General features: G+C 63.2%; 21 protein-coding genes. 6 read left to right on the top strand and 15 right to left on the bottom strand.

The features are described 5' to 3' along the window. Window positions 1-9: 9 nt before the first annotated feature. The 4 genes from HCR76_RS01100 to HCR76_RS01085 form a co-directional block, all read right to left on the bottom strand. Window positions 10-375 carry a hypothetical protein gene (locus tag HCR76_RS01100; protein ID WP_166985676.1) on the bottom strand — a complete coding sequence of 122 codons (366 nt, stop codon included), beginning with the start codon at window positions 373-375 and terminating at the stop codon, window positions 10-12. Window positions 376-483: 108 nt separating this feature from the next. Further along, entirely contained in the window at window positions 484-1935 is a 1452-nt protein-coding gene (hemG, locus tag HCR76_RS01095; protein WP_166985679.1) for a protoporphyrinogen oxidase, read from the bottom strand. Beyond that, a complete protein-coding gene (hemE, locus tag HCR76_RS01090; RefSeq protein WP_166985682.1) occupies window positions 1932-3047 on the bottom strand; it encodes a uroporphyrinogen decarboxylase in 1116 nt (371 codons plus the stop codon). Before hemE ends, hemG begins: the two co-directional genes overlap by 4 nt. 56 nt (window positions 3048-3103) lie before the next feature. Beyond that, window positions 3104-3601, bottom strand: coding sequence for a MarR family winged helix-turn-helix transcriptional regulator (locus HCR76_RS01085; RefSeq protein WP_166985685.1), 498 nt, complete (start codon window positions 3599-3601; stop codon window positions 3104-3106). 171 nt (window positions 3602-3772) lie between these two features. Here HCR76_RS01085 and HCR76_RS01080 point away from each other — a divergent pair, with 171 nt between their 5' ends. Both HCR76_RS01080 and HCR76_RS01075 read left to right on the top strand, forming a co-directional pair. After that, window positions 3773-4405 (top strand): hypothetical protein, encoded by a 633-nt coding sequence (locus HCR76_RS01080; RefSeq protein ID WP_166985688.1) that lies wholly within the window; start codon window positions 3773-3775, stop codon window positions 4403-4405. Further along, window positions 4402-5205: an SGNH/GDSL hydrolase family protein gene (locus HCR76_RS01075; RefSeq protein ID WP_166985691.1), complete on the top strand. Its 804-nt coding sequence runs from the start codon at window positions 4402-4404 to the stop codon at window positions 5203-5205. The genes HCR76_RS01080 and HCR76_RS01075 overlap by 4 nt, the downstream gene beginning before the upstream one ends. A gap of 58 nt (window positions 5206-5263) precedes the next feature. Here HCR76_RS01075 and HCR76_RS01070 read toward each other — a convergent pair whose 3' ends face one another. After that, complete coding sequence (locus HCR76_RS01070) at window positions 5264-5434, bottom strand: hypothetical protein (RefSeq protein ID WP_166985694.1); 171 nt, start codon at window positions 5432-5434, stop codon at window positions 5264-5266. Window positions 5435-5517: 83 nt separating this feature from the next. On the opposite strand from HCR76_RS01070, the gene HCR76_RS01065 reads away from it, so the two are divergent. Continuing rightward, entirely contained in the window at window positions 5518-6870 is a 1353-nt protein-coding gene (locus tag HCR76_RS01065; protein WP_244971445.1) for a glutamyl-tRNA reductase, read from the top strand. Between the two features lie 48 nt (window positions 6871-6918). Here the strand turns inward: HCR76_RS01065 and HCR76_RS01060 are convergent, their stop codons facing one another. Beyond that, complete coding sequence (locus HCR76_RS01060; protein ID WP_166985700.1) at window positions 6919-7221, bottom strand: DUF4190 domain-containing protein; 303 nt, start codon at window positions 7219-7221, stop codon at window positions 6919-6921. A gap of 135 nt (window positions 7222-7356) precedes the next feature. Continuing rightward, window positions 7357-8742 (bottom strand): glycine--tRNA ligase, encoded by a 1386-nt coding sequence (locus HCR76_RS01055; protein WP_166985702.1) that lies wholly within the window; start codon window positions 8740-8742, stop codon window positions 7357-7359. Between the two features lie 111 nt (window positions 8743-8853). Here HCR76_RS01055 and HCR76_RS01050 point away from each other — a divergent pair, with 111 nt between their 5' ends. Continuing rightward, entirely contained in the window at window positions 8854-9297 is a 444-nt protein-coding gene (locus tag HCR76_RS01050; RefSeq protein ID WP_235934418.1) for an NUDIX hydrolase, read from the top strand. 9 nt (window positions 9298-9306) lie between these two features. On the opposite strand, the gene HCR76_RS01045 is transcribed toward HCR76_RS01050, so the two are convergent. Next, window positions 9307-9921 carry a TetR/AcrR family transcriptional regulator gene (locus HCR76_RS01045; RefSeq protein WP_166985704.1) on the bottom strand — a complete coding sequence of 205 codons (615 nt, stop codon included), beginning with the start codon at window positions 9919-9921 and terminating at the stop codon, window positions 9307-9309. Between the two features lie 37 nt (window positions 9922-9958). On the opposite strand from HCR76_RS01045, the gene HCR76_RS01040 reads away from it, so the two are divergent. Continuing rightward, complete coding sequence (locus HCR76_RS01040; RefSeq protein ID WP_166985707.1) at window positions 9959-10258, top strand: hypothetical protein; 300 nt, start codon at window positions 9959-9961, stop codon at window positions 10256-10258. Beyond that, the gene (locus HCR76_RS01035) at window positions 10255-10437 is read left to right on the top strand and encodes a hypothetical protein (RefSeq protein WP_166985709.1); all 183 of its coding nucleotides are present in this window, start codon (window positions 10255-10257) and stop codon (window positions 10435-10437) included. The genes HCR76_RS01040 and HCR76_RS01035 overlap by 4 nt, the downstream gene beginning before the upstream one ends. An 81-nt stretch (window positions 10438-10518) precedes the next feature. Here the strand turns inward: HCR76_RS01035 and HCR76_RS01030 are convergent, their stop codons facing one another. From HCR76_RS01030 to HCR76_RS01000, 7 genes are all read right to left on the bottom strand, one after another. Continuing rightward, the gene (locus HCR76_RS01030) at window positions 10519-12738 is read right to left on the bottom strand and encodes an NADP-dependent isocitrate dehydrogenase (RefSeq protein WP_166985712.1); all 2220 of its coding nucleotides are present in this window, start codon (window positions 12736-12738) and stop codon (window positions 10519-10521) included. Between the two features lie 105 nt (window positions 12739-12843). Beyond that, window positions 12844-13845, bottom strand: a complete 1002-nt coding sequence (locus tag HCR76_RS01025; RefSeq protein WP_166985714.1) for a hydroxyacid dehydrogenase — start codon at window positions 13843-13845, stop codon at window positions 12844-12846. Next, window positions 13842-14519: a ferredoxin-NADPH reductase gene (locus HCR76_RS01020; RefSeq protein ID WP_166985716.1), complete on the bottom strand. Its 678-nt coding sequence runs from the start codon at window positions 14517-14519 to the stop codon at window positions 13842-13844. Before HCR76_RS01020 ends, HCR76_RS01025 begins: the two co-directional genes overlap by 4 nt. A 3-nt stretch (window positions 14520-14522) precedes the next feature. Continuing rightward, on the bottom strand, window positions 14523-15431 hold the full coding sequence (locus HCR76_RS01015; RefSeq protein ID WP_166985718.1) for a carbohydrate ABC transporter permease: 909 nt from the start codon (window positions 15429-15431) through the stop codon (window positions 14523-14525). Between the two features lie 3 nt (window positions 15432-15434). Then, window positions 15435-16367, bottom strand: a complete 933-nt coding sequence (locus tag HCR76_RS01010) for a carbohydrate ABC transporter permease (protein ID WP_166985720.1) — start codon at window positions 16365-16367, stop codon at window positions 15435-15437. A gap of 68 nt (window positions 16368-16435) precedes the next feature. Next, window positions 16436-17722, bottom strand: coding sequence for an ABC transporter substrate-binding protein (locus tag HCR76_RS01005; protein ID WP_166985723.1), 1287 nt, complete (start codon window positions 17720-17722; stop codon window positions 16436-16438). Between the two features lie 44 nt (window positions 17723-17766). Then, window positions 17767-19719, bottom strand: a complete 1953-nt coding sequence (locus HCR76_RS01000) for a DUF2264 domain-containing protein (RefSeq protein WP_244971444.1) — start codon at window positions 19717-19719, stop codon at window positions 17767-17769. Window positions 19720-19815: the final 96 nt, after the last annotated feature.

Below are 19815 nucleotides of genomic sequence, written 5' to 3'. Positions count from 1 at the left end.
CGACCCCGCTTACTTGCTTTGTTTCTTTGACCCGGACGACCGTGACGAACCCGAGGCGCCGCGTTCACTCACGTCGTCAAGGTCATCAGCAGTCTTCTTCGCTGTGGAGATCGTAGAGTCGAGCTTCTCGCCAGGAGTCGCGTCTGACGCCAGAGTCGAGACGACTTTTTTAGCGCCCGAGGCCAGAACCTGCGGCACTTCAGAGATGCGCGCCTTGGCAAATCCCTCGACCTTCGCCACCTGATTTTGCACGGTATCGGTGTTCCAGATCTTCTCCCACCCAGACTTGATCTGCTCATAACGCTTGCGTCCGGCTCGGGTTCCCAGTACATAACCGGTAGCCAAACCGGCTACAAACAGCACTTTCCCCTTCATGTCGCCTCCCTGTCGTCGCGTCAGAATGTTTCCAGCGTAACGCGCCCGGAGCACTTGCACGAAGTGCGCCGTCAATTCTTATTCCGAAAACGGCATGAACGGATGCCGTCACTCGCCGTCGAGCACCTCAGAGACGATGCGCTTTCGCACGCGAGCGGCCGCTGCAGCGGCATCCGGAATCACGGATGCAAGACCCGTTCCACTGAGCCAGGCGCCCGTGACATCGAGGCCGGGGTGCCGTGTAACCGCGTCTCGAATGGTCGTCGCACGCTCGGTCTGGCCCGCGAACGCGCGTGGGAGCGTCGAGACCCACCGTGTGCGCAAAGTCTCGACCACGTCACGTGCGGCGATGTCGACACCGAGAAGCGCCGACGCCTCCGTGCGCGCAAGCTCGCCAATCTGCAGGTCGTCGAGCCCGTCCAGCGGACTGTTCTCGCCCACCCGCCCGAATGAGACCCTGACAATGTGCCGGTGGGGCGCGTCGAGCGCCGCGGCCAACCATGGCCACTTGGCACTGCTGTGCGTAAGCGCCTTCGCCGTGCGCCGCGCGGATGCGGCCGTGAGAACCCCCGTGCCACGGGGGTGTGCGTCGAGCAGAGCACTGTCGACAGCGAGCGTGACGATGTCGACGACGGGGGCCTCGGGCGCCGCCTGCGCGTCTGACGCCGGCACGAGCTCCGCGAGAAGGTCCAGTGCGACGGATTCGGGAGCGGCCACGATCACAGCGTCGGCAGCGAGCACAAGCGATTCGGGCTCGTCTCCGCCTGCATCGGCGTGCACGCGCCACTGTTCGTCGCCCGCATACTCGATCTCCGTCGCGGGCGTTGCGGTGAGCACTCGCACTTCGTAATTGACGAGCGTGTCGAGCAGAGCATCGACGAGCACGCGCATCCCTCCGGCGAAGCCGCCGACAGCAGACCCAGCTGGCGCGTTGTCTCGCAATGTGGCGACGGCGCCAGAGAGCGAGCCGGCGACGGTCAGCGCATTGTTGAGCCCCGGAGCTGCCCGCGATACATCGAGCTGAGAGGGGTCAGCGGAGTAGACGCCGTTTGTCACAGGGGCGACAAGGTTCTCGAGCACCGCGACGCCCATGCGCTTCTCGACGAGCTCGCCGAGGTTGCGCTCGGTTCCGATGGTGAGCACTGGCTTGACACGATCGGCATATGCTCGAATCGCGCCCTTCCAGCCGATGATGCGCCGCACATCGTCAGCGAGCGGGTTCGACGGGATGCCGAGAACGCCGGCCTTCGGCAGAGGCGCCGCCGAGTTGCCGAAGGCGAGCCACGCGCCCTCTGCCGAGGGCTCCACGACTCTGTCAGAGAGACCGAGCTCGTCGATCAGTTCGCGCACGGTGCCGCCGCGCGTTGCAAAGCTCTCGGCGCCCGTGTCGACGTCAACTCCTGCGATCTGCTCGGTGCGCACGCACCCGCCGACCCGATCATCGGCCTCAAGCAGCGTCACCCGCACGCCGATGCGAGCGCACTCGTATGCGGCGACGAGCCCCGCAATGCCACCGCCCACGACGACGACGTGGCGATCGGACGGAACACCGCCGCTCATCGGCTGTGCACCAACTCGACGATGCGCGTCAGAGCCTCGGGGTCGGCGTCCGGTGGCACACCGTGACCGAGGTTGACCACGTGCGACGGTGCCGACTCGCCGCGGCGAAGCACCTCGAGCACGTGCTTTTCGAGAACGTCCCACGGCGCAAAAAGCATCGCGGGGTCGACATTGCCCTGCAGAGGCACCGTGCCTCCGAGCCGTCGAGAGGCCACGTCGAGCGGTGTACGGTAATCGACACCGACAGTGTCTGCCCCCACCTCATGCATCGTCTTCAGCAGCTCGCCTGTTCCGACACCGAAATGAACGATCGGCACGCCGTGTGTGCGGCCATCGCGCGAGTACTCAAGGTCATGCACGTATTCGAGTGTTCGAGCGGATGCCGGCGCGACGCTGTTGCTGTAGTCGGTGAGTGAGAGGCTTCCCGCCCACGAGTCGAACAGCTGCGCAGCTGATGCTCCGGCCAGCACCTGCGCACGCAGAAAGCGTCCGGTGACGTCGGCGCACCACGCCATCAGCCGCGCCCAGGCAACGGGATCGCTGTGCATCAGTGCACGAGCTCGCATGTGGTCTTTTGACGGGCCGCCCTCGATCAGATATGCGGCAAGTGTGAAGGGCGCTCCGGCGAATCCGACAAGCGGTGTCGGGCCAGCCGTTCCGGGAATGTTCGCGAGCTCGGCAACGGTCAGGCGCACAGCCTCGATCACCGGAGAAAGCGTGTCATCGAGCACAGCGGGGTCGAGCGATACCAGCGCCTCGAGCTCGTCATTGTTGCGCACGGGGGCGCCCATGACGGGCCCCTTCCCCGGCACGATCTCCACATCGACGCCGACGAGCTTCAACGGAACCACGATGTCTGAGAAGAATACCGCGGCGTCTACCGTGTGTCTGCGCACCGGCTGCAGCGTGATCTCGCTCGCCATCGCGGGGGTGAGGCACGCGTCGAGCATCGCCGTGCCGACGCGCAGCTCCCGGTATTCCGGCAGCGATCGCCCGGCCTGGCGCATAAACCAAACGGGCGTCGTCTCCGGGCGATCGCCCCGGTAGGCGCGGATCAGTCGGGAATCGTGGGTGAGGCCCGCCGCGAGGGGGTGGCCGGAATCAAGATGCACGCTCCCATTGTCTCAAAGGCGCGCAGAGTTACCTGGGCCGGCACAGAGATCTCTGTTCAGCGCTTCGTCGTCCTGTGGAACCCGGGATGCACGTCGGGTAGAAGTTGATTGGCTTCGGCGACCTTTGCGAGAATCTCGCCAAGGAAAATTCGCTCCTCATCCGTGAGCGCCGCGAGGAGGTCACGTTCGTGCGCGGCACCAACGGTGCGCATTGCCGTCATCACTGAGCGGCCGGCATCGGTCAATCGCAATTCGTGATTGCGCCTATCCGTCTCGCTTCGAGTGCGCTCGACAAGCCCTCTGTCCTCGAGGCCGTCGACGAGGGCGACAACCCGGCTGGGCCCGACGCCGAGTGCATCAGCCAACCCGCGCTGACTGAGCCCCGGAGTCGTCGCAATCACGCGAAGCAGGCCGACATCGCTCGGGGTGACGCCGAGATCGCTCACACGTTCGGCGAATTTCGAGGCAGCGAGGCCGCCAACTTGAGAGAGCAGAAACGCAACGCGCCGAGAGGATGCGCGCACGTCCACGTTCGAAGACGGGTCGGGTTCCATATAAAAACTATATCACTGACTAAATGATTCTGTGCTATGAATGATTACATGGAAAGAATGAATAATTATCCTCGAACCGGTGCGGCATCTCCCGCGACCGCGAACGCTGGAAGACGACGCCAGGGCGCGCTCCCACTCCCACCAACCGCCATTGCAGTTGTCGCTCTGACCATGGCGTCACTCTCCCTGCCCCTGCTCGTGAGCGGAGGGCAGACCTACCCCTCCCCCTTCGCAGACGAGAGTGTCATCCTCGATTATTTTCGGTCGAATTCGGCCCCGGCCCTGATCACTGCGCTTCTGCAGTTCGCCGCATCGATTCCACTCGCAATCTTCGCCGCGGCAGCATCCGTGCGCCTTCAGACGCTGGGAATCCGTGCACCGGGCGCGGCAATCGCTCTCACCGGCGGAATACTGGCGTCGGCAGCCATGTCGTTCTCGGCAATGCTGACGTGGACGTTGTCCCGTCCCGAGCTCGTCGAGCATGCCGAAATCGTCCGCCTGCTGCACGATCTAGCTTTTATCGCCGGCGGTCCGGGTGTCGTCGTGCCCAGCGGCCTGCTCGCCGCTGGCATCGCCGTACCCGGCCTGCTCGCGGGGCTGCTGCCCAGGTGGCTCTCGTGGGCTGGGCTGATCGTCGCCGCGGTTGCCATGCTCTCGACGCTTTCGTTTATCGTCCCTTTGCTCAGCGTCCTTCTGCCGCTTGCGCGTTTTCCCTTTCTCGCCTTTCTCATCGTCGTCGCATTCCGCCTTCCCAAGAACAGAGCACCGGCCAACCGGACGACAGTGTCAGGTCGTGTCTCGTGACGAATCCGATGCTGGAGAAGCTCGTTCGATTTCAGAACCCGGAACAACAGCTCGGCTACGCACGAGAACTGACAGATGACACCCGCGCTGCGCTCGTCAACGCAACAACCGAGGAATACCGGCGACAGACCGAACAACTCACGATGCTGAAAGAAGATGCCGCGCAATCGCTCGCGAGGCAGGAGGAGATTCAACGTGCCCTCGTCAACACGCCGTTCTCACGCGCGCAGCGAATCCTCGCTCTTGGCGAAAGTTCTACTGCTGACGCACTGTCGTGGTTTGAAATTCTTCGCACGCTCTTTGCCCACGAGCGTGCCGATCTGAATCTGGAGTTTCAGAACCTCGCGATTTCCGGTGCCACATCGACGCAGGTGCTCGGCACAGTGTCCAGGGTCGCGCGAGCACAGGCAGACTGGATCTTCTGCATGCTCGGTGGAAACGATGCGCGGCGCTTTGGTGACGCTGACGGCCCGCGTCTCGTCAGTGAAGCGGAGACATTGCGCAACCTCACGCTGATTCGACGTCTTGCGGTTGCAGAGCGCGATGTGCGCTGGTTCTGGCTGACCCCAACGCCGGTTGATGAAGAGAAAGTGGCGGCATATCCATACTTTGCCGGCATCGCATGGGCAAATCACGATGTGCAGAGGATCACTCATGCCCTCACCGAGCGGAACGACCCAGTCATCGACTCCTCCACCTCCGTTCTGGTTGCGGACGCGTACGGCGACGACGGACTGCACACCACGATCAGCGCACAGACCGAACTCGCCAGGAAGGTACTCACCACACTCGAGGGGTGAGCACCGCCCCGACGATGCCTGGAATCACCATGCTCCCCCTCCCCACGGGCGCGCGGAGTTACCTGGGCGGCGCCCACACCACGATCAGAAATGTGGCAATGGGGCCGAGAATTATCGAGAGCAGAAACCAGTTCCAACGAGACCGGTTCTTCTGTTCGGCCAGACCCGCGTTGACGAGCGCGAGCGCTAACCATCCGCCGCTGCCTGCCAACCATGTATTCGCATCCATGGCGTCACGCTACTCTTCCCGGTTGTTCTACACGGCATAGAACAATTGCACAGCTTTCGCGGTCTACCATGGAGACCGTGCTCATGAGTCTGACGGCGAGTCACAAAAACGCTTCTTTCGATCTGCTGGAGCAATTGTCTTCGCAGGTCGATGTCACGTCGATGCTCGCGCGCGTCACCGATGCGACTGCCGCCGTCAAAGGCGGCATCCTCGTCTCCACCTGCAACCGCTTCGAACTGTATGTCGACGTCGACGACCAGCATCCGGATGCTCTCGCCGACGCCGTGGAAGCGGCAACCGACGCGATCGCCGAGCAATGCGAAGTGCCAGCCGAGGCACTCTCGTCGACGTGGCATGTCACAACGAAGCAAGACACCGCGGAGCATCTGTTCTCTGTGGCGTCTGGCCTTGAGTCCGTCGTCGTGGGGGAAGGCGAAATCGCCGGTCAGGTGCGCCGTTCGCTGGAGCACGCGCGAGGAGCAGGAACGACGACGTCAGATCTCGAGCGGCTCTTTCAGCACGCGTCGACGACATCGCGCGGGGTCAAGAACCGCACTCCGCTTGGGCAAGCCGGTCGCTCGATTGTGCGTCTGTCGCTCGAACTCGCTGCAAGCCGCGTCACCGACTGGTCGACCGCCCGGGTTCTGCTTGTCGGCACCGGAGCGTATGCGGGCGCAAGCCTCGCCGCGCTCCGTGACCGCGGCGTCACCGATGTCAGCGTCTACTCGGGGTCAGGCAGAGGTGCCGAGTTCGCGGCAAGCCACAGCATCCGTCATGTCGACCCCGACGGCCTTCACACGGCCATCGCGTCGAGCGATGTCATCATCACCTGCACGGTCTCCGAAGACTATGTGCTCAACGCCGAGCTTCTGCAGCGCGCCCGCATCGAGTTCGCGCTCTCTCACTCGCAGGCTCACGTTCACGAAGCGCTTCACCGAGACGAGACACCAGGCTGCCCGGTGAATCACGACGCGTACCAACTCGTGATCGACCTCGGTCTCCCGCGCAACGTCGACCCGGATGTCGGCGACGTGTACGGCGTCGAGCTGCTTGACCTCGAGACCATTCGCATCCACGCGCCCCTCGAAGAGCTGCAGGCAACAGACACCGCGCGCACCATCGTGCGAGCAGCTGCTCGCAACTTCACACGCGCCGCCGCCGAAGAATCGCTCTCCCCCGCGGTCGTCGCGTTGCGTCGCCGAGCCCACGTGGTGCTCAACGAGGAGATCGCGCGCGTTCAGCGGGGCGATCCCGATGGAACGGCGGCGGCTGCACTGCGTCACATGATGGGGCGCCTGCTGCACAAGCCCACATCCCGTGCGCGCGAATTCGCCCGCAGCGGCGAGCACGACCGCTACCTCGATGCGCTCAGCGTGCTCTTCGACCTTGACGTCGACATTCCATCGGATGCCGCGCCAGAGCAGACGTCCGCTTAACGAGAACGAGCCCCGCCGAAGCGGGGCCCGAACTAGACGTGCTGAGAATCAGTACGTCGAGTACTCGATCGTGCTGGCCGCTCCGATCGCCGTAATGGCGATGATGATGGCGATGATCTGAATCACAACGGCGATGAGACCGATGATCACAGCGGCGAGCGCGAGACCACGGCCCTTTTCACCGGTCTTCTTGATCTGCGACAGCGAGACGAAGCCGAGCACAGCAGCGATGATCGAGAACCCGATCAGCGAACCGACGAACGACACGATCGAGAGCACGTTCCACTTGTCTTGTGGCGCGGGCGCTCCCTGATACGGATTCGGTGCAGGAGGCGGAGGTGTCTGAGACATTCGTGGGTTCCTTTCTCACGTGCATGGAGCTGCAGCACCGACTGGCACTGCGCGGGCATGCGCGTCTTGTGGTTAAAGAGTGGCGTAAAAGCTATAAGCGCGTCAACAGGAAGAACTACCCATGTCGAAATGTGACTATGCGCCCTTAAGTCTTTCTGCGAGGTAACCATACAGGCGATCGAGCGCAACGCGCTCCTGCTGCATCGTGTCGCGATCGCGCACCGTCACTGCCTTGTCGTCGAGAGAGTCAAAGTCGACGGTGATGCAGAACGGCGTTCCGATCTCGTCCTGCCTGCGATACCTCCGGCCGATCGCACCCGCGTCGTCGAAGTCAACGTTCCACTGCTGCCGCAGCGAATCGCCCACCTCGCGTGCGAGTGGAGAGAGCTTCTCGTTGCGGCTGAGCGGCAGAACGGCTGCCTTGACCGGGGCGAGGCGGGGGTCGAGCTTGAGAACCGTGCGCTTGTCGACGCCACCCTTGGTGTTGGGTGCCTCGTCTTCGGTGTAGGAATCGACGAGGAACGCCATCATCGAGCGGGTGAGACCGAACGACGGCTCGATCACGTACGGGGTGAATCGTTCGCCTGACGCCTGGTTGAAGTAGCTGAGCTCCGTGCCGGAGCCTTGCGAGTGCGCCCTGAGGTCGAAGTCGGTTCGGTTGGCGACGCCCATGAGCTCGCCCCACTCGTTTCCGGTGAAGCCGAAACGATACTCGAAGTCGATCGTTCCCGCCGAGTAATGCGCTCGCTCACCGTCTGGCACGTCGAACTGACGCATGTTCTCTGGGTCTATTCCGAGGTCGATGAACCAGTTCCAGCAGGTGTCAACCCACTCCGCGTACCAGCTGTCTGCGTCCTCCGGTGCCGTAAAGAACTCAATCTCCATCTGCTCGAACTCGCGGGTACGGAAGATGAAGTTGCCCGGCGTAATCTCGTTGCGAAACGCCTTGCCGATCTGGCCGATTCCGAACGGCGGCTTCTTGCGTGCAGCCGTGATCACGTTGTTGAAGTTGACGAAGATGCCCTGTGCCGTCTCGGGACGCAGGTAGGTGAGGCCGGCTTCAGAATCGACGGGGCCGAGAAACGTCTTGACGAGTCCCGAGAACATCTGCGGCTCGGTCCAGCGCCCCTTCGTGCCGCAGTCGGGGCAGGGAATCTCGCTCATCCCGTCTTTGGGGGCGCGACCCTTCTTGTCTTCAAACGTCTCGATGAGGTGATCCTGGCGGTGCCGCTTGTGGCACTGCTGACATTCGACGAGCGGGTCAGTGAACGTAGCGACGTGCCCGGAAGCCTCCCACACGGCCTTCGGCAGAATCACCGACGAGTCGAGACCGACCATGTCTTCGCGGCCGCGGACGAAGTACTGCCACCACTGGCGCTTGATGTTCTCTTTCAGCTCCACGCCGAGTGGCCCGTAATCCCAAGCAGAACGTGACCCACCGTAGATCTCACCCGCTTGAAAAACGAACCCGCGATGGCGGGCGAGGGCGATGACGGCGTCGAGTCTGCTGGAAGCGGCCACGATGGCTCCTGAGTGAGTTGTAGTGCGAGAACTGCCGGATTGCGCGGCAAGTGCCAGTCTATCGATTGGCAGGTGGGTGTTCACATCGTGTGCGGGGTGCAGACTTGACTGGTGACTTCTGACGCGACCCCCACAGACACCACTCGCCTCACAACGCTGCCCGACATCATCGTCGCCGCCGTTGCGATCATTCGCGATCGCCGAGTGCTGATGGTCACAGCGCGCGGCCGCGACGTCGTGTTCATGCCGGGCGGAAAGGTCGACGCCGGCGAGACGCTCGTCGAGGCAGCTCAGCGCGAGTCACGCGAGGAGATCTCTGTCGGTCTCGAGCCGCATACCGTCCGCGAGGCGTTTACCGTCGTAACGCAGGCACACGGCGAGCCCGAAGGCCGAATGGTGCGCATGACGATGTTCACGGGAGTCCCGGATGCCGAGCCTCGGCCGGCTGCGGAGGTCAGCGCCCTGCACTGGATCAGCTCCGCGGAGCTGCACCGGTGCCCACCGGCGGGTGCAGAAGTGGTGCGACGCCTCGCGGCATCCGGTCTCATCGACTGAGCTGGCGCGTCACCGCGCGAGCAGGGTCTCCAGGTGCGTCTCGATCACTCGGCGGCTCAGCGCCACGGCGTCCGTTTTCGATGCCAGCACACCGTGCAGAACAAGTCCGTCGACCAGCGCGTGCAGGCGGGCGATCTCGACATCGACGTCGATTCCCACGCGAAAGCGCCCCGACTGCGCCCCCGCCGTGATGATGCGCGTCACGAGGGCGCGCAGGCCATCGTGAAGTATGTCGATCGGGTGCGCGAGTTCTGTGGAGAGGCGAGCTGCTACCGCGAATTCCAACCACACTGCAGCTTCAATCTCGCGAACTCCGTCAAGCGGCAGAACCTCGCAAAGCATGTCGACGGCCGCAGCACGGCGCGCGTCAGCCGAGCCCGCAGCGGCGAGCGAGGCGAGGTGGGCGTAGAGCCGAGCCGTTGTGCGATCGACGAGAGCCTCCGCTGCAAACGTCAGAAGCTCGCCGTGTCCGGCAAAATAGTGCCGTACTGAACCGACGGCGAGACCCGACTCAGCGGCGATCGATGAGAGCGTCGCGGCGCGGAGCCCTTCTCGGGCAATGACAGCGAGTACGGAGTCAGCGATGGCCTCGCGCCTGGCCTCAGCATCCACGATCTTGGGCATGTATCTTTTTTAGCACATTCATGCTATTTTATTTAGCATGATGTTGCCAACAAGAGACGGCCATGCGCTAGAGACGATCATGAACCTTCTGCTCCTCCGCTTCGGGATCATCGCCGCAGTCGTCGTTGTGATCGTGATCGCTCTGTTCGCACTTGCCCTGTGGCTCCGCAGGCGAGGCACACTGGGCAAGGCCTCGCGACGTGCCGCCCCGCTGGCGCGCACGGCCGCAGCGTACCGCTCGCGCAGCAGACGCGGACGCAGCGACCTCATATCGGCAGGGCTCTCGACGCTCGCGACAGCGCTGGAGCGAACTGACGACAAGAACGATGCCCGATGATCATTCACGCAAGCATTCTCGAGCACCTTGTCGCAGACTTCTTCATCAAGGCGGCAATCGTCGGCATCGGAACTGTCGTCGTCATCATCGCGATGGTCGTGCTGTGGCGCACGCTGGGCCGCCCGCGCGGCGATCGTCGAGCTGACGAGCCGCGCCGCGCGCACCAACACGACCAGTAGCCAAAAGTGGCGACCTTTCGAGCGGAAAGGTCGCCACTTTTGGCGGTTGTTCAACGGGTGCGGACGGCCACCCGAGTGTGGTCAGTCGTGCAGCGTATTCAGGATGCTGTTGAGCGTCGCCGACGGGCGCATCACCGCGTCGACCTTCGCCTCGTCCGGGCGGTAGTAGCCGCCGAGGTCGACCGAGCTTCCCTGAACCTCGAGCAGTTCCTTCTCGATCTGGTCGGACTGCGCCTCGAACTTCTCGGCGATCGGCTTCAACGCGGCGGCAAGCGGAGCATCGTCCGTCTGCTGAGCGAGTTCTTCCGCCCAATAGCGTGCGAGCCAGTAGTGGCTTCCGCGGTTGTCGCGCTCTCCGGCCTTGCGCGACGGCGACTTGTTCTCGCCGAGGAACGTCGCTGTCGCGGCATCCAGGGTCTCTCCCAGCACCGCCGCACGACGGTTGTCTGCGACCCGCGCCAAGTGACGGAACGATTCGGCAAGCGCCATGAACTCGCCGAGCGAGTCCCAGCGCAGGTGATTCTGCTCGATGAGCTGCTGCACGTGCTTCGGAGCAGAGCCGCCGGCACCGGTCTCGAAGAGCCCGCCGCCCGCGAGAAGCGGCACGACCGAGAGCATCTTGGCGCTCGTGCCCAGCTCGAGAATCGGGAACAGATCGGTGTTGTAGTCACGCAGCACGTTGCCGGTCACCGAGATCGTGTCGAGTCCCTCGCGAATGCGATCGATCGAGACTTTCGTCGCGTCATTTGGGCTCAGAATGCGAATGTCGAGCCCGTCGGTGTCATGCTTCGGCAATTCGTCGTTCACCTTGGCGATGAGCTCGGCATCGTGCGCGCGAGCCTCGTCAAGCCAGAAGATGGCGGGGGTGTCCGACAGTCGTGCCCGCTCAACGGCGAGGCGCACCCAATCGCGCACGGGGATGTCTTTCGCCTGGCAGGCACGCCAGATGTCGCCGGGCTCGACGTCGTGTTGAATGATCACGTTGCCTGCCGAGTTGACGACCTCAACCGAGCCGACAGCGGGGATCACGAACGTCTTGTCGTGGCTGCCGTATTCCTCGGCCTTCTGAGCCATGAGCCCGACGTTCGGCACGGAGCCCATCGTCGTCGGGTCGAAGGCACCGTTCGCCTTGCAGTCGTCGACGACGGTCTTGTAGACGCCGGCGTACGAGCTGTCGGGAATGACAGCGAGGGTCTCAGCAGCGTTGCCGTCGGCGTCCCACATAATGCCGCCGCCGCGAATCATCGCCGGCATCGACGCATCCACGATCACGTCGGAGGGCACGTGCAGGTTTGTGATGCCCTTGTCGGAATCGACCATGGCGATCTGGGGGGCTGCCTCGAAGCCGTCCTTCACAGCGGCGCGAACACCATCGGCAACGTCTGCCGGCAGAGTGTCGAGACCAGCGAGGATGCCGCCAAGGCCGTTGTCCGGTGTCAGACCGGCCGCGGCGAGCTGCTCCCCGTACGTCGAGAAGACCTCGGGAAGAACGGCGCGCACGACGTGGCCGAAGATGATCGGATCGGACACCTTCATCATGGTGGCCTTCAGGTGTGCCGAGAACAGCACGCCCTCGTGCTTCGCCCGGGCGACCTGCTCGGCAAGGAAGGCATCGAGCGCCTTCGCGCTCATGAACGTGCCGTCGACGATCTCGCCCGCAAGCACCTTCAGACCGTCCTTCAGCACAGTGACGCCGTCGTCTGTGACGAGGCGGATCTGCAGAACGTCGTCGGCGGGCATCGTGACGGACTTCTCGTTGTGAAAGAAGTCACCCGCGGTCATTGTGGCGACGTCTGTCTTGCTGTCGGACTTCCACGCGCCCATGGAGTGTGGGTGCTTGCGCGCGTATTCCTTGACGGAACGCGGTGCGCGGCGGTCGGAGTTGCCCTCGCGAAGCACCGGGTTGACGGCACTGCCCTTGACGCTGTCATAACGAGCGCGAGCGTCGCGCTCGGCGGCTGTCGACGGTTCGTCTGGGAAGTCAGGAAGCGCAACGCCCTGTGCCTGAAGCTCGGCGACCACGGCCTTCAGCTGAGGGACGGACGCCGAGATGTTGGGCAGCTTGATGATGTTCGCCTCGGGGGTCTTGGCGAGCGCACCGAGCTCGGCGAGCGCGTCGGCCCCACGCTGCTCTTCGGGCAGCACGTCGGAGAACGCTGCGATGATGCGTCCCGCAAGCGAGATGTCGCGGGTCTCCACTTCGACGCCTGCTTTGCTCGCAAATGCCTGCACGACCGGCAGGAACGAGTGCGTCGCGAGCATGGGAGCTTCGTCGGTGTGTGTATAGATGATGGTCGCCATAGATGTACGCTTCCTCAATCTCTGGGATGACAGTTCCGCTGCGGGGTCTGCGCGGGCACCACTACAAAACTACCCGACGCGCAGAGGCCGTGCGGTTCGTCGTCGTCAGGCCGCCGTGCCCAGGCTGCTGAGCGCCACGGGGTGAGCGAGACGCTCCCCCGATGCAAAGCGCCTCAGCTCGGCAAGCTGCACGTCGATCATGCGATCAACCTCGCTCCCGACGGAACCCGCGATGTGCGGGGTCAAGAGGACGTTGGGATGCTCGTAAAACGGATGATCCGAGGCGAGCACCCACGGCGTCGTCACGTCAAGCACAGCGTGAAGGTCACCGCGAAGAACGCGATCCACGAGAGCATCCTGATCGATAATCGACCCTCGCGACGTATTGATGAGGGTTGCGTCTGCCGCAATCGAGTCGATAAGCGTTCGTGAGATCATGCCTTCGGTCGACGCGAGCGCGGGGGCATGAACCGAGACGACGTCGCATGTCGCACACAGGGCGTCAAGGGTCGAGGGCTCCGCCCCAAGGTCGCGAATCTCGGCAGCCGTGAGCGTTGGATCGTAGAGCACGACGTCGAGATCGAAGGGGGCGAGCAGATCGACAACGCGTCGCCCGATGCGCGACGCCCCGACGATCCCGATGCGGCGACGATAGTTGCCGGTCACTCCGAGCTGCGCTTGGTCGATGAAGGCGCGCTCTGAGCGGTACCGGCGGGCGATGGGCAGAATGCGCTTGTTCGCCATCAAGATCATGGCCAGTGTGTACTCTGCGACGGGCAGGGCATTGGCGTCGACGGAAGACGACACAGCGATCCCCTTGCTCCACACCTCTGGCGCGAGAAGGTCTTTGACCGTGCCGCCCACGTGCAGAATGCAGCGCAGCTTCGGAGCGAGGGCGAGCACACTGCTGTCGATGCGCTGCGTGCCCCACCCCGTGACAATGACCTGCGATTCAGCGAGCGCCGCGCTCACGTTCGGCGAATCAAAGCTCTCGACATCGGTCACGACGTCGGCGATGTCTGAGAGCGATCGAGCGAGATAGGTTTCCGACGATGCAGTGAGGGTACCGGGAAGCACCGCGTTGATCACGCGAAGCGGCCCGATCATGCGGCGGCGCCCTGCGACACGGGAGCCACGGCCGGCTGCAGGGCAAATCGGGCGCCGGCCCACACGACATACAGGCACGCCGCCGAGGTGATGCCGATGCCGAGGGCTGGCGCGGCAACAACGATTGCCGCTTGGATGCCGATCACGACAAGCGACGCCGCCGTGAGGTACCAGCGCCGAACGCTCATCACTGCGGCAACCCGCACGATGTCACGCAGACGCGCACTCGCTGTTTCGCTGATTGCCACGAGCGAGACCACACCCGTCGCGAGGGCGATCACAGCGACGACCGCAAGCACAGGGGCGACGAGCATCCCCGCCTCCGTCGACACAAGCATCACCAGGTCGACGACAGCAACGACAATGACTCCTGCGACCAAAAAGCCCACGGCGAGTGCTGCCCTCCATGTCGCCCGCAAAGCGTCGACAAATGGCTTCACGACTCGGTTCTCGCCGGACTTGTGCTGACGAAACACCGAGAACGATGCCGCGAGACCCGGCGCGCAGAGCGCACCCGTCACCGCGAGCAGCGGCCACGACAGCGACGGATCCGTCGTCATGAGAAGTGCAAGGAACGGCACGCAGGCGACAACGAGAAGAGCGTTCACCCCCATCGCAAGAAACACGGTGCCAAAGACCGTTGCATAGAGTCCGTTCGGAATTCGCTTCAGCATCCGTCAGCCCTTCAATCCGCTTGTTGCGATGCCTTCAACAAAATATCGCTGCCCGAGAAGGAAGACGATGGCGATCGGCACGACCGAGATCACCAGCCCGGCGAAGAGCACGCCGAAGTTGACGTCGTACAGGCTCGACACGAAGTTGTTGAGCCCAAGCTGCATCGTCCAGAGGCTTGGGTCACGCAGATAGATGAGAGGGCCGAGAAAGTCGTTCCACGTATTGACGAACGTCAAAAGCGACAGGCTCGCGATGGCCGGAACCGAGAGCGGCAGCATGATGCGCGCCCAGATGCCGTACTCGCTGAGGCCGTCTAGACGCGCCGCCTCGCTGAGCTCCTCGGGAACGGTCTCATAGAACTGCTTCATGAGAAAGACGCCGAACGCGCCGAACGCCTGCAGAAGCAGAATGGACCAGAGGGTGTTTGCGAGGCCCGCGTTCGACAGCATGATGAACTGCGGAATCATGTACGACTGCCATGGAACGGCGATAGTTGCGATGTAAAGAAGGAACAACGCGTCTCGCCCGGGGAACCGGATGCGTGAGAACCCGTATGCCGCGAACGAGCCGGTCGTCACCTGAAGCAGCGTCACACCAACCGAGAGAATGAGCGTGTTCTTGATCCAGGTGAGCAGCCCCGACTCCTGCCAGATCTCGACGTAGTTCTGCCAGACGAACACGTCGGGCAGCCAGCGGATCGGAACCGAGAACACGGAGTTCGCGTCCTTGAGTGAACTCATCACCATCCAGAAGAACGGGATCAGCATGGCGATGGCCGCGGCAATCAACATCACATACAGCAGAACGCGACCAACTCGCTGACGGGCTGAACGCGCTGGCGCGGCCGGCCGCTTTCGCGCAAGAACCTTGTCTGCCCCCGGCGGAGTGATCAGTGCTTTCGTCTCGCTCATGGCTCAGTCCTCCCTCCGCTTGTTCCAGGCGAACTGAATGATGGTCACGACAAGACACAAAGCGAACAGCACGACGGATGCCGCAGAGGCATAGCCGAACTGGTTTTCTTCGAAGCCCTTCGTCCAAATGAATTGCGCGATCACCGTCGTCGATTGGCCCGGCCCGCCGTCGGTGAGCACGATGATCAGGTCGAGCACCTTCAGCGACTCGATCGTGAGCATGACGGTGACGAAGAACATCGTCGGGCGCAGGGCTGGAAGCGTCACGTTGAAGAACCGCTGCACGACGTTTGCGCCGTCCGTGCGCGCGGCTTCGTGCAATTCGCGCGGAACGGTCTGCAGACCCGCGAGAAAGAGCACCATGTAGTAGCCCATTCGGCGCCAGGTCTCCACGACGACAACCGCCGGCATCGCCCAATCCGAGCTGGTGAGCCAGCCCGGAGGGCTCTGGATGCCGAGAAATCCGAGCACCTGGTTGACGGGGCCGTACTGAGGGCTGAAAAGCAGGTTCCACACCAAAGCGATGGCAACGATGGATGTGATGTACGGAAAGAAGGCGGCTGTGCGAAAGAATGCGACACCGCGCAGCTTCGAGTTCAGGAGCATGGCCAGGCCAAGTGATACGACGATCGTCAGCGGAATGTGCATCACCGCGAAGTAAAGCGTATTGAGGAACGCCGTGTGAAAGCTCTTATCGCCCGCGAGCTTGATGAAGTTGTCTAACCCGAGAAACTGCGACGATCCGAAGATGTTCCAGTTCGTCAGCGACATGTAGAAGACTGTCACAACGGGAATGAGCGTCAACAGCACGAACCCGATGAAGTTCGGCAGAATAAAGCTCCACCCGAGCAGGGTATTGCGCAGCCGGAGTCGCGACCGGCGACGTGGTGGCGGCGCAGCGGCAGATGATGCCGACCGCTCAGCTGTGGTGGTCATGTGTGCTCCAGTGTGAAGTGTGGTGCCGGTCGGAGTGGCTCGCCTCTCCGACCGGCGGCTAGGCGATGTCAGCCGATCTCGTTAGCGACGCGATCCTCAGCGTCGGCAATGGCACTGTCGATGTCTTGAGAGCCTGAGAGAACCGCGGAGTGAAGGTCATTCAGAATATTCTGAATGGCCGCCGTGTCGGGGCTCGTCGGGTTCTCCGGGTACGTGTCGTGCGTCGAGAACGCGAACTCCGAGAGCTCGTCTTGCGGAGTTCCTTCGACGTCGAAGTACGCCTTCGTGACGGCATCCGTCAGCAATGCCGGCGTAATGCCGATGCCTGCAAGAGCCTTCGCGGCGTCCTCGCTCGCGGCGTACTCGAGAAAGTCCTTAGCCAGATCGGCCTTCTCGTCACTCACGTTGGCGTTGACGCCGAAGCCGGTCGGGTCGCCGAACGTCACGGGTGTCGCGTCGGTTCCGGTCGTTGATGCGTCTGCCTGGGGAATCGGAGCGATGCCCCATTCAAAGTCGTCGGCCTCTCCCGATGCCTGCTGCGCAACGAGAGTGGCAGTGAACCACGAGCCCATGGGCATGAGAGCTGCGCTCTGCTTGCCGAACTCGCCCTGGTACGTGAGCTTGTTCGCCGTCACGGTGTTGAACGGAACCTGGTCTCCATTCGACTGCAGCTCGAGCACTCGCTCGTAGTACTCCGTGAGGTACCCGTAGTCGCCGTCAAGGACGCTGCTGTCGGTCTGCGCTGCAGCGAAGCCCTGAACGGTGGACTGCCAGCCATGCTGGTAAATCGGCGTGGCGTCCACACCAGCATCCTCGAACCCGGCCTTCAGCGCGTCGGCCGCAGCCACGTAGTCGTCCCACGTCCACGAACCGTCTGGCTGGTCGACTCCTGCTTGCTCGAACAGGTCCTTGTTGTAATAGAGCACCCAGGAGTCCTGGCGGTACGGCGTCGCATAGACAGTGCCGTCGACGGTGTAGGAGTCCGTGCCGCTGATGCCGTCAGGCAGCTTGACGTCTGAGACATCAAGCAGCTGGCCGCCCTCTTGGAATGTCGGGAGGTACTTGACTTCTTTCTGTGTGATGACGTCGGGGCCTTTGCCCGCGGCGAGGTCGGCAGTGACGAGGGTGTTGTAGTCGGTCGGGTCGTATTCCACGAGCTTGACGGTCACACCGTCATGCTGCGCCTCGAACCCATCGGCCAGAAGCTGAAACTCGGGAGTCGAGCTGAGGCTCCAGCCCGAGACCGTGAGAGTGTCGGCGTCTCCGCCCGAGGCGGTTCCGCCGCTGCCCGAGCACCCTGTGAGTGCGAGGGCCGCGACGGCGACGCCGGCGATGGCAAGTGTTGTGCGTTTCATGCGTGCTGCTCCTTTGCTGCAAGAAAGGTGATTCCGGAGGCGGATCACCGGGGCGTCCCTTGATGCCGGGACTGGTTGGGGTGGGACAGTTCAGGGTGGGACAGGTTGGATTCGGATGCTGCGCTCGGCAGCCGAAGAACGGTTGACGTGTTGTCGGGCCACGAGATGCTCGCGAGGCCGGCATCGATCGTGATTCTCACGGGGTTTTCACGCTCGACTCGGCCTGCCAGCGTGATGTGCACGGCATGCCACGTTCCAGCTGCGACAGGCGTGGTGACGGTGGGCACATCAACCACGGCAGCGAGCGGGCTCGCGCCCGTTCGGGAATCCGTCGTGTCGACGGCATCCTCTCCGAGTGCTCGGATGGTGCTCACGAGAGAGCCATTCGCGGGCACGGGCCATCCGCCCCAGCGCAGCGCCCATCGCCCTGGATGCGTGACGTCGTTGACCTTTGCCAGGCGAATTTCCCATGGGCCCCGCAGAACCGAAACCGCTGTGACACTCGCTACGACTGCGGCATCGCCGGTCATTCCCGATCCGTGCCCCTGCTGGTCAGACGCGAAGCTCATGAGATGTGCGCTCCATCGCGACGCGGCCGCGACGGCGATCGCTGCGTCGTCTGTGCTCACATCGAGCGGAACGAGCGCAGAGCGATGGGTGCCCGCCCCGTCGGCGTCGACGAGCGAAATGGATTGCTCGAGCGGTTCTGCCCACCCGCGTTCGTCAAGCAATGGGCTGACGGCCGTCGAATAGCCGAGCCGCGCATACAGAGGCGAATCGCCAACAAGTGCGTCATCGTCGTCTCGTGACGTTCCGTGGTTCGCGACGCGCACGATGCCATCGTCGGCCGTGCCCGATACTGCCCACCCCGAAGCGCTGATGATGCGCGTGAAGTCTCGCATTTCTACGGGAAGTGGCTCGGGCGGAGTGACCCACACCGGGTGATCGGCGGGAAGCGCGATTCCCAGAAGACCCTTCGCCGCCCAATAGGGCGACCCCGTGCCAGAGTACGTCTGCGCCAGCTGGCGCCACTCGTCATGCCAGCCCATCGTCAGAACACCCTCGTTGTTCGGGGCGCCCCTGTCGTCGAAGTGCCGCACGATCTTCTCGGCTGCGTGCCGAAGCGCTCCGGCCGATGTTGACGGCACACCCGCGATGACGCCGGCCCAGAAAGGCGCTGCCGCGGCGAAGCGGTAGATCAGGCTTCGCCCCTGAATCAACGGCGAGCCGTCAGCACCCACGAGGTGACGAGCATCCTGGAGGTAACTGTCGAGCTCACGAACGTCGGTCGCAGCATGGTCACCGGCGAGTTCGTCTGCACCGGACATTCTCGCCCACAGCACCGGATACAGGTGCATCGCCCAGCCAGCGTAATGGTCGAAGGCGCGACCATCGCCATCAGAGAACCACCCTCCCTGCCGTCGGTATGAGTCATGACGGGCGAGATCATCGTCGATGTCGCTCTGCGACCACGGACCGCCGACGGAGCGCAAGAAAGTCTGGACAACAACGCGGAACCACAGCCAGTTGTTGCGCGGGTACGTCTCGTCGCCGACAACCGGGGCGAGGTAGTCGATGACACGTTGCTGGGTGAGCGCGTCGAGGGTGTCCCACAACCACGGTCTGGTGAGGTCGAGCACAAGCGCGAGCGACGCCGCCTCGACCTTTGCCTGGGGATGCTCCTCACAGCGAACCCAGCGGTCGACCGCAGTCGGGTCCACACCCGTCGTGATCCCCCGCGCATAGAATTTGATCAGGTCGTCAACGCCGACGCCTCGAGCGCCGGCTATACGAAATCCCGCGATCAGAAACGTGCGGGCAAAGCCCTCGAGTCCATCCACAGCGCGACCGTAGCCACCTTCGGCTCCAGGAAACGTGACAAGCCCGTTGCCCGGCGAGGCAAAACGACGAACAGGTGCCAGCAGTCGATCGGCGAACGACACCCAGTCGTCACGCGTCCACTCGCCACTGCCCTGTGACGATGAGTCGTTGGCCACAAATTCTCCTGTGAATGATGTCTGTTTTACGAACATAGGCGAGATTAGCAATCAGATGCGCAACGTTCAATACTTTTATGATCATCATGTTCGGTT

The sequence above is a fragment of the Paramicrobacterium chengjingii genome, assembly GCF_011751765.2.
Lineage (GTDB): Bacteria > Actinomycetota > Actinomycetes > Actinomycetales > Microbacteriaceae > Paramicrobacterium > Paramicrobacterium chengjingii.
Note: the sequence above shows the minus strand (reverse complement) of the source record. Positions and strands in the feature narration are given on the sequence as shown.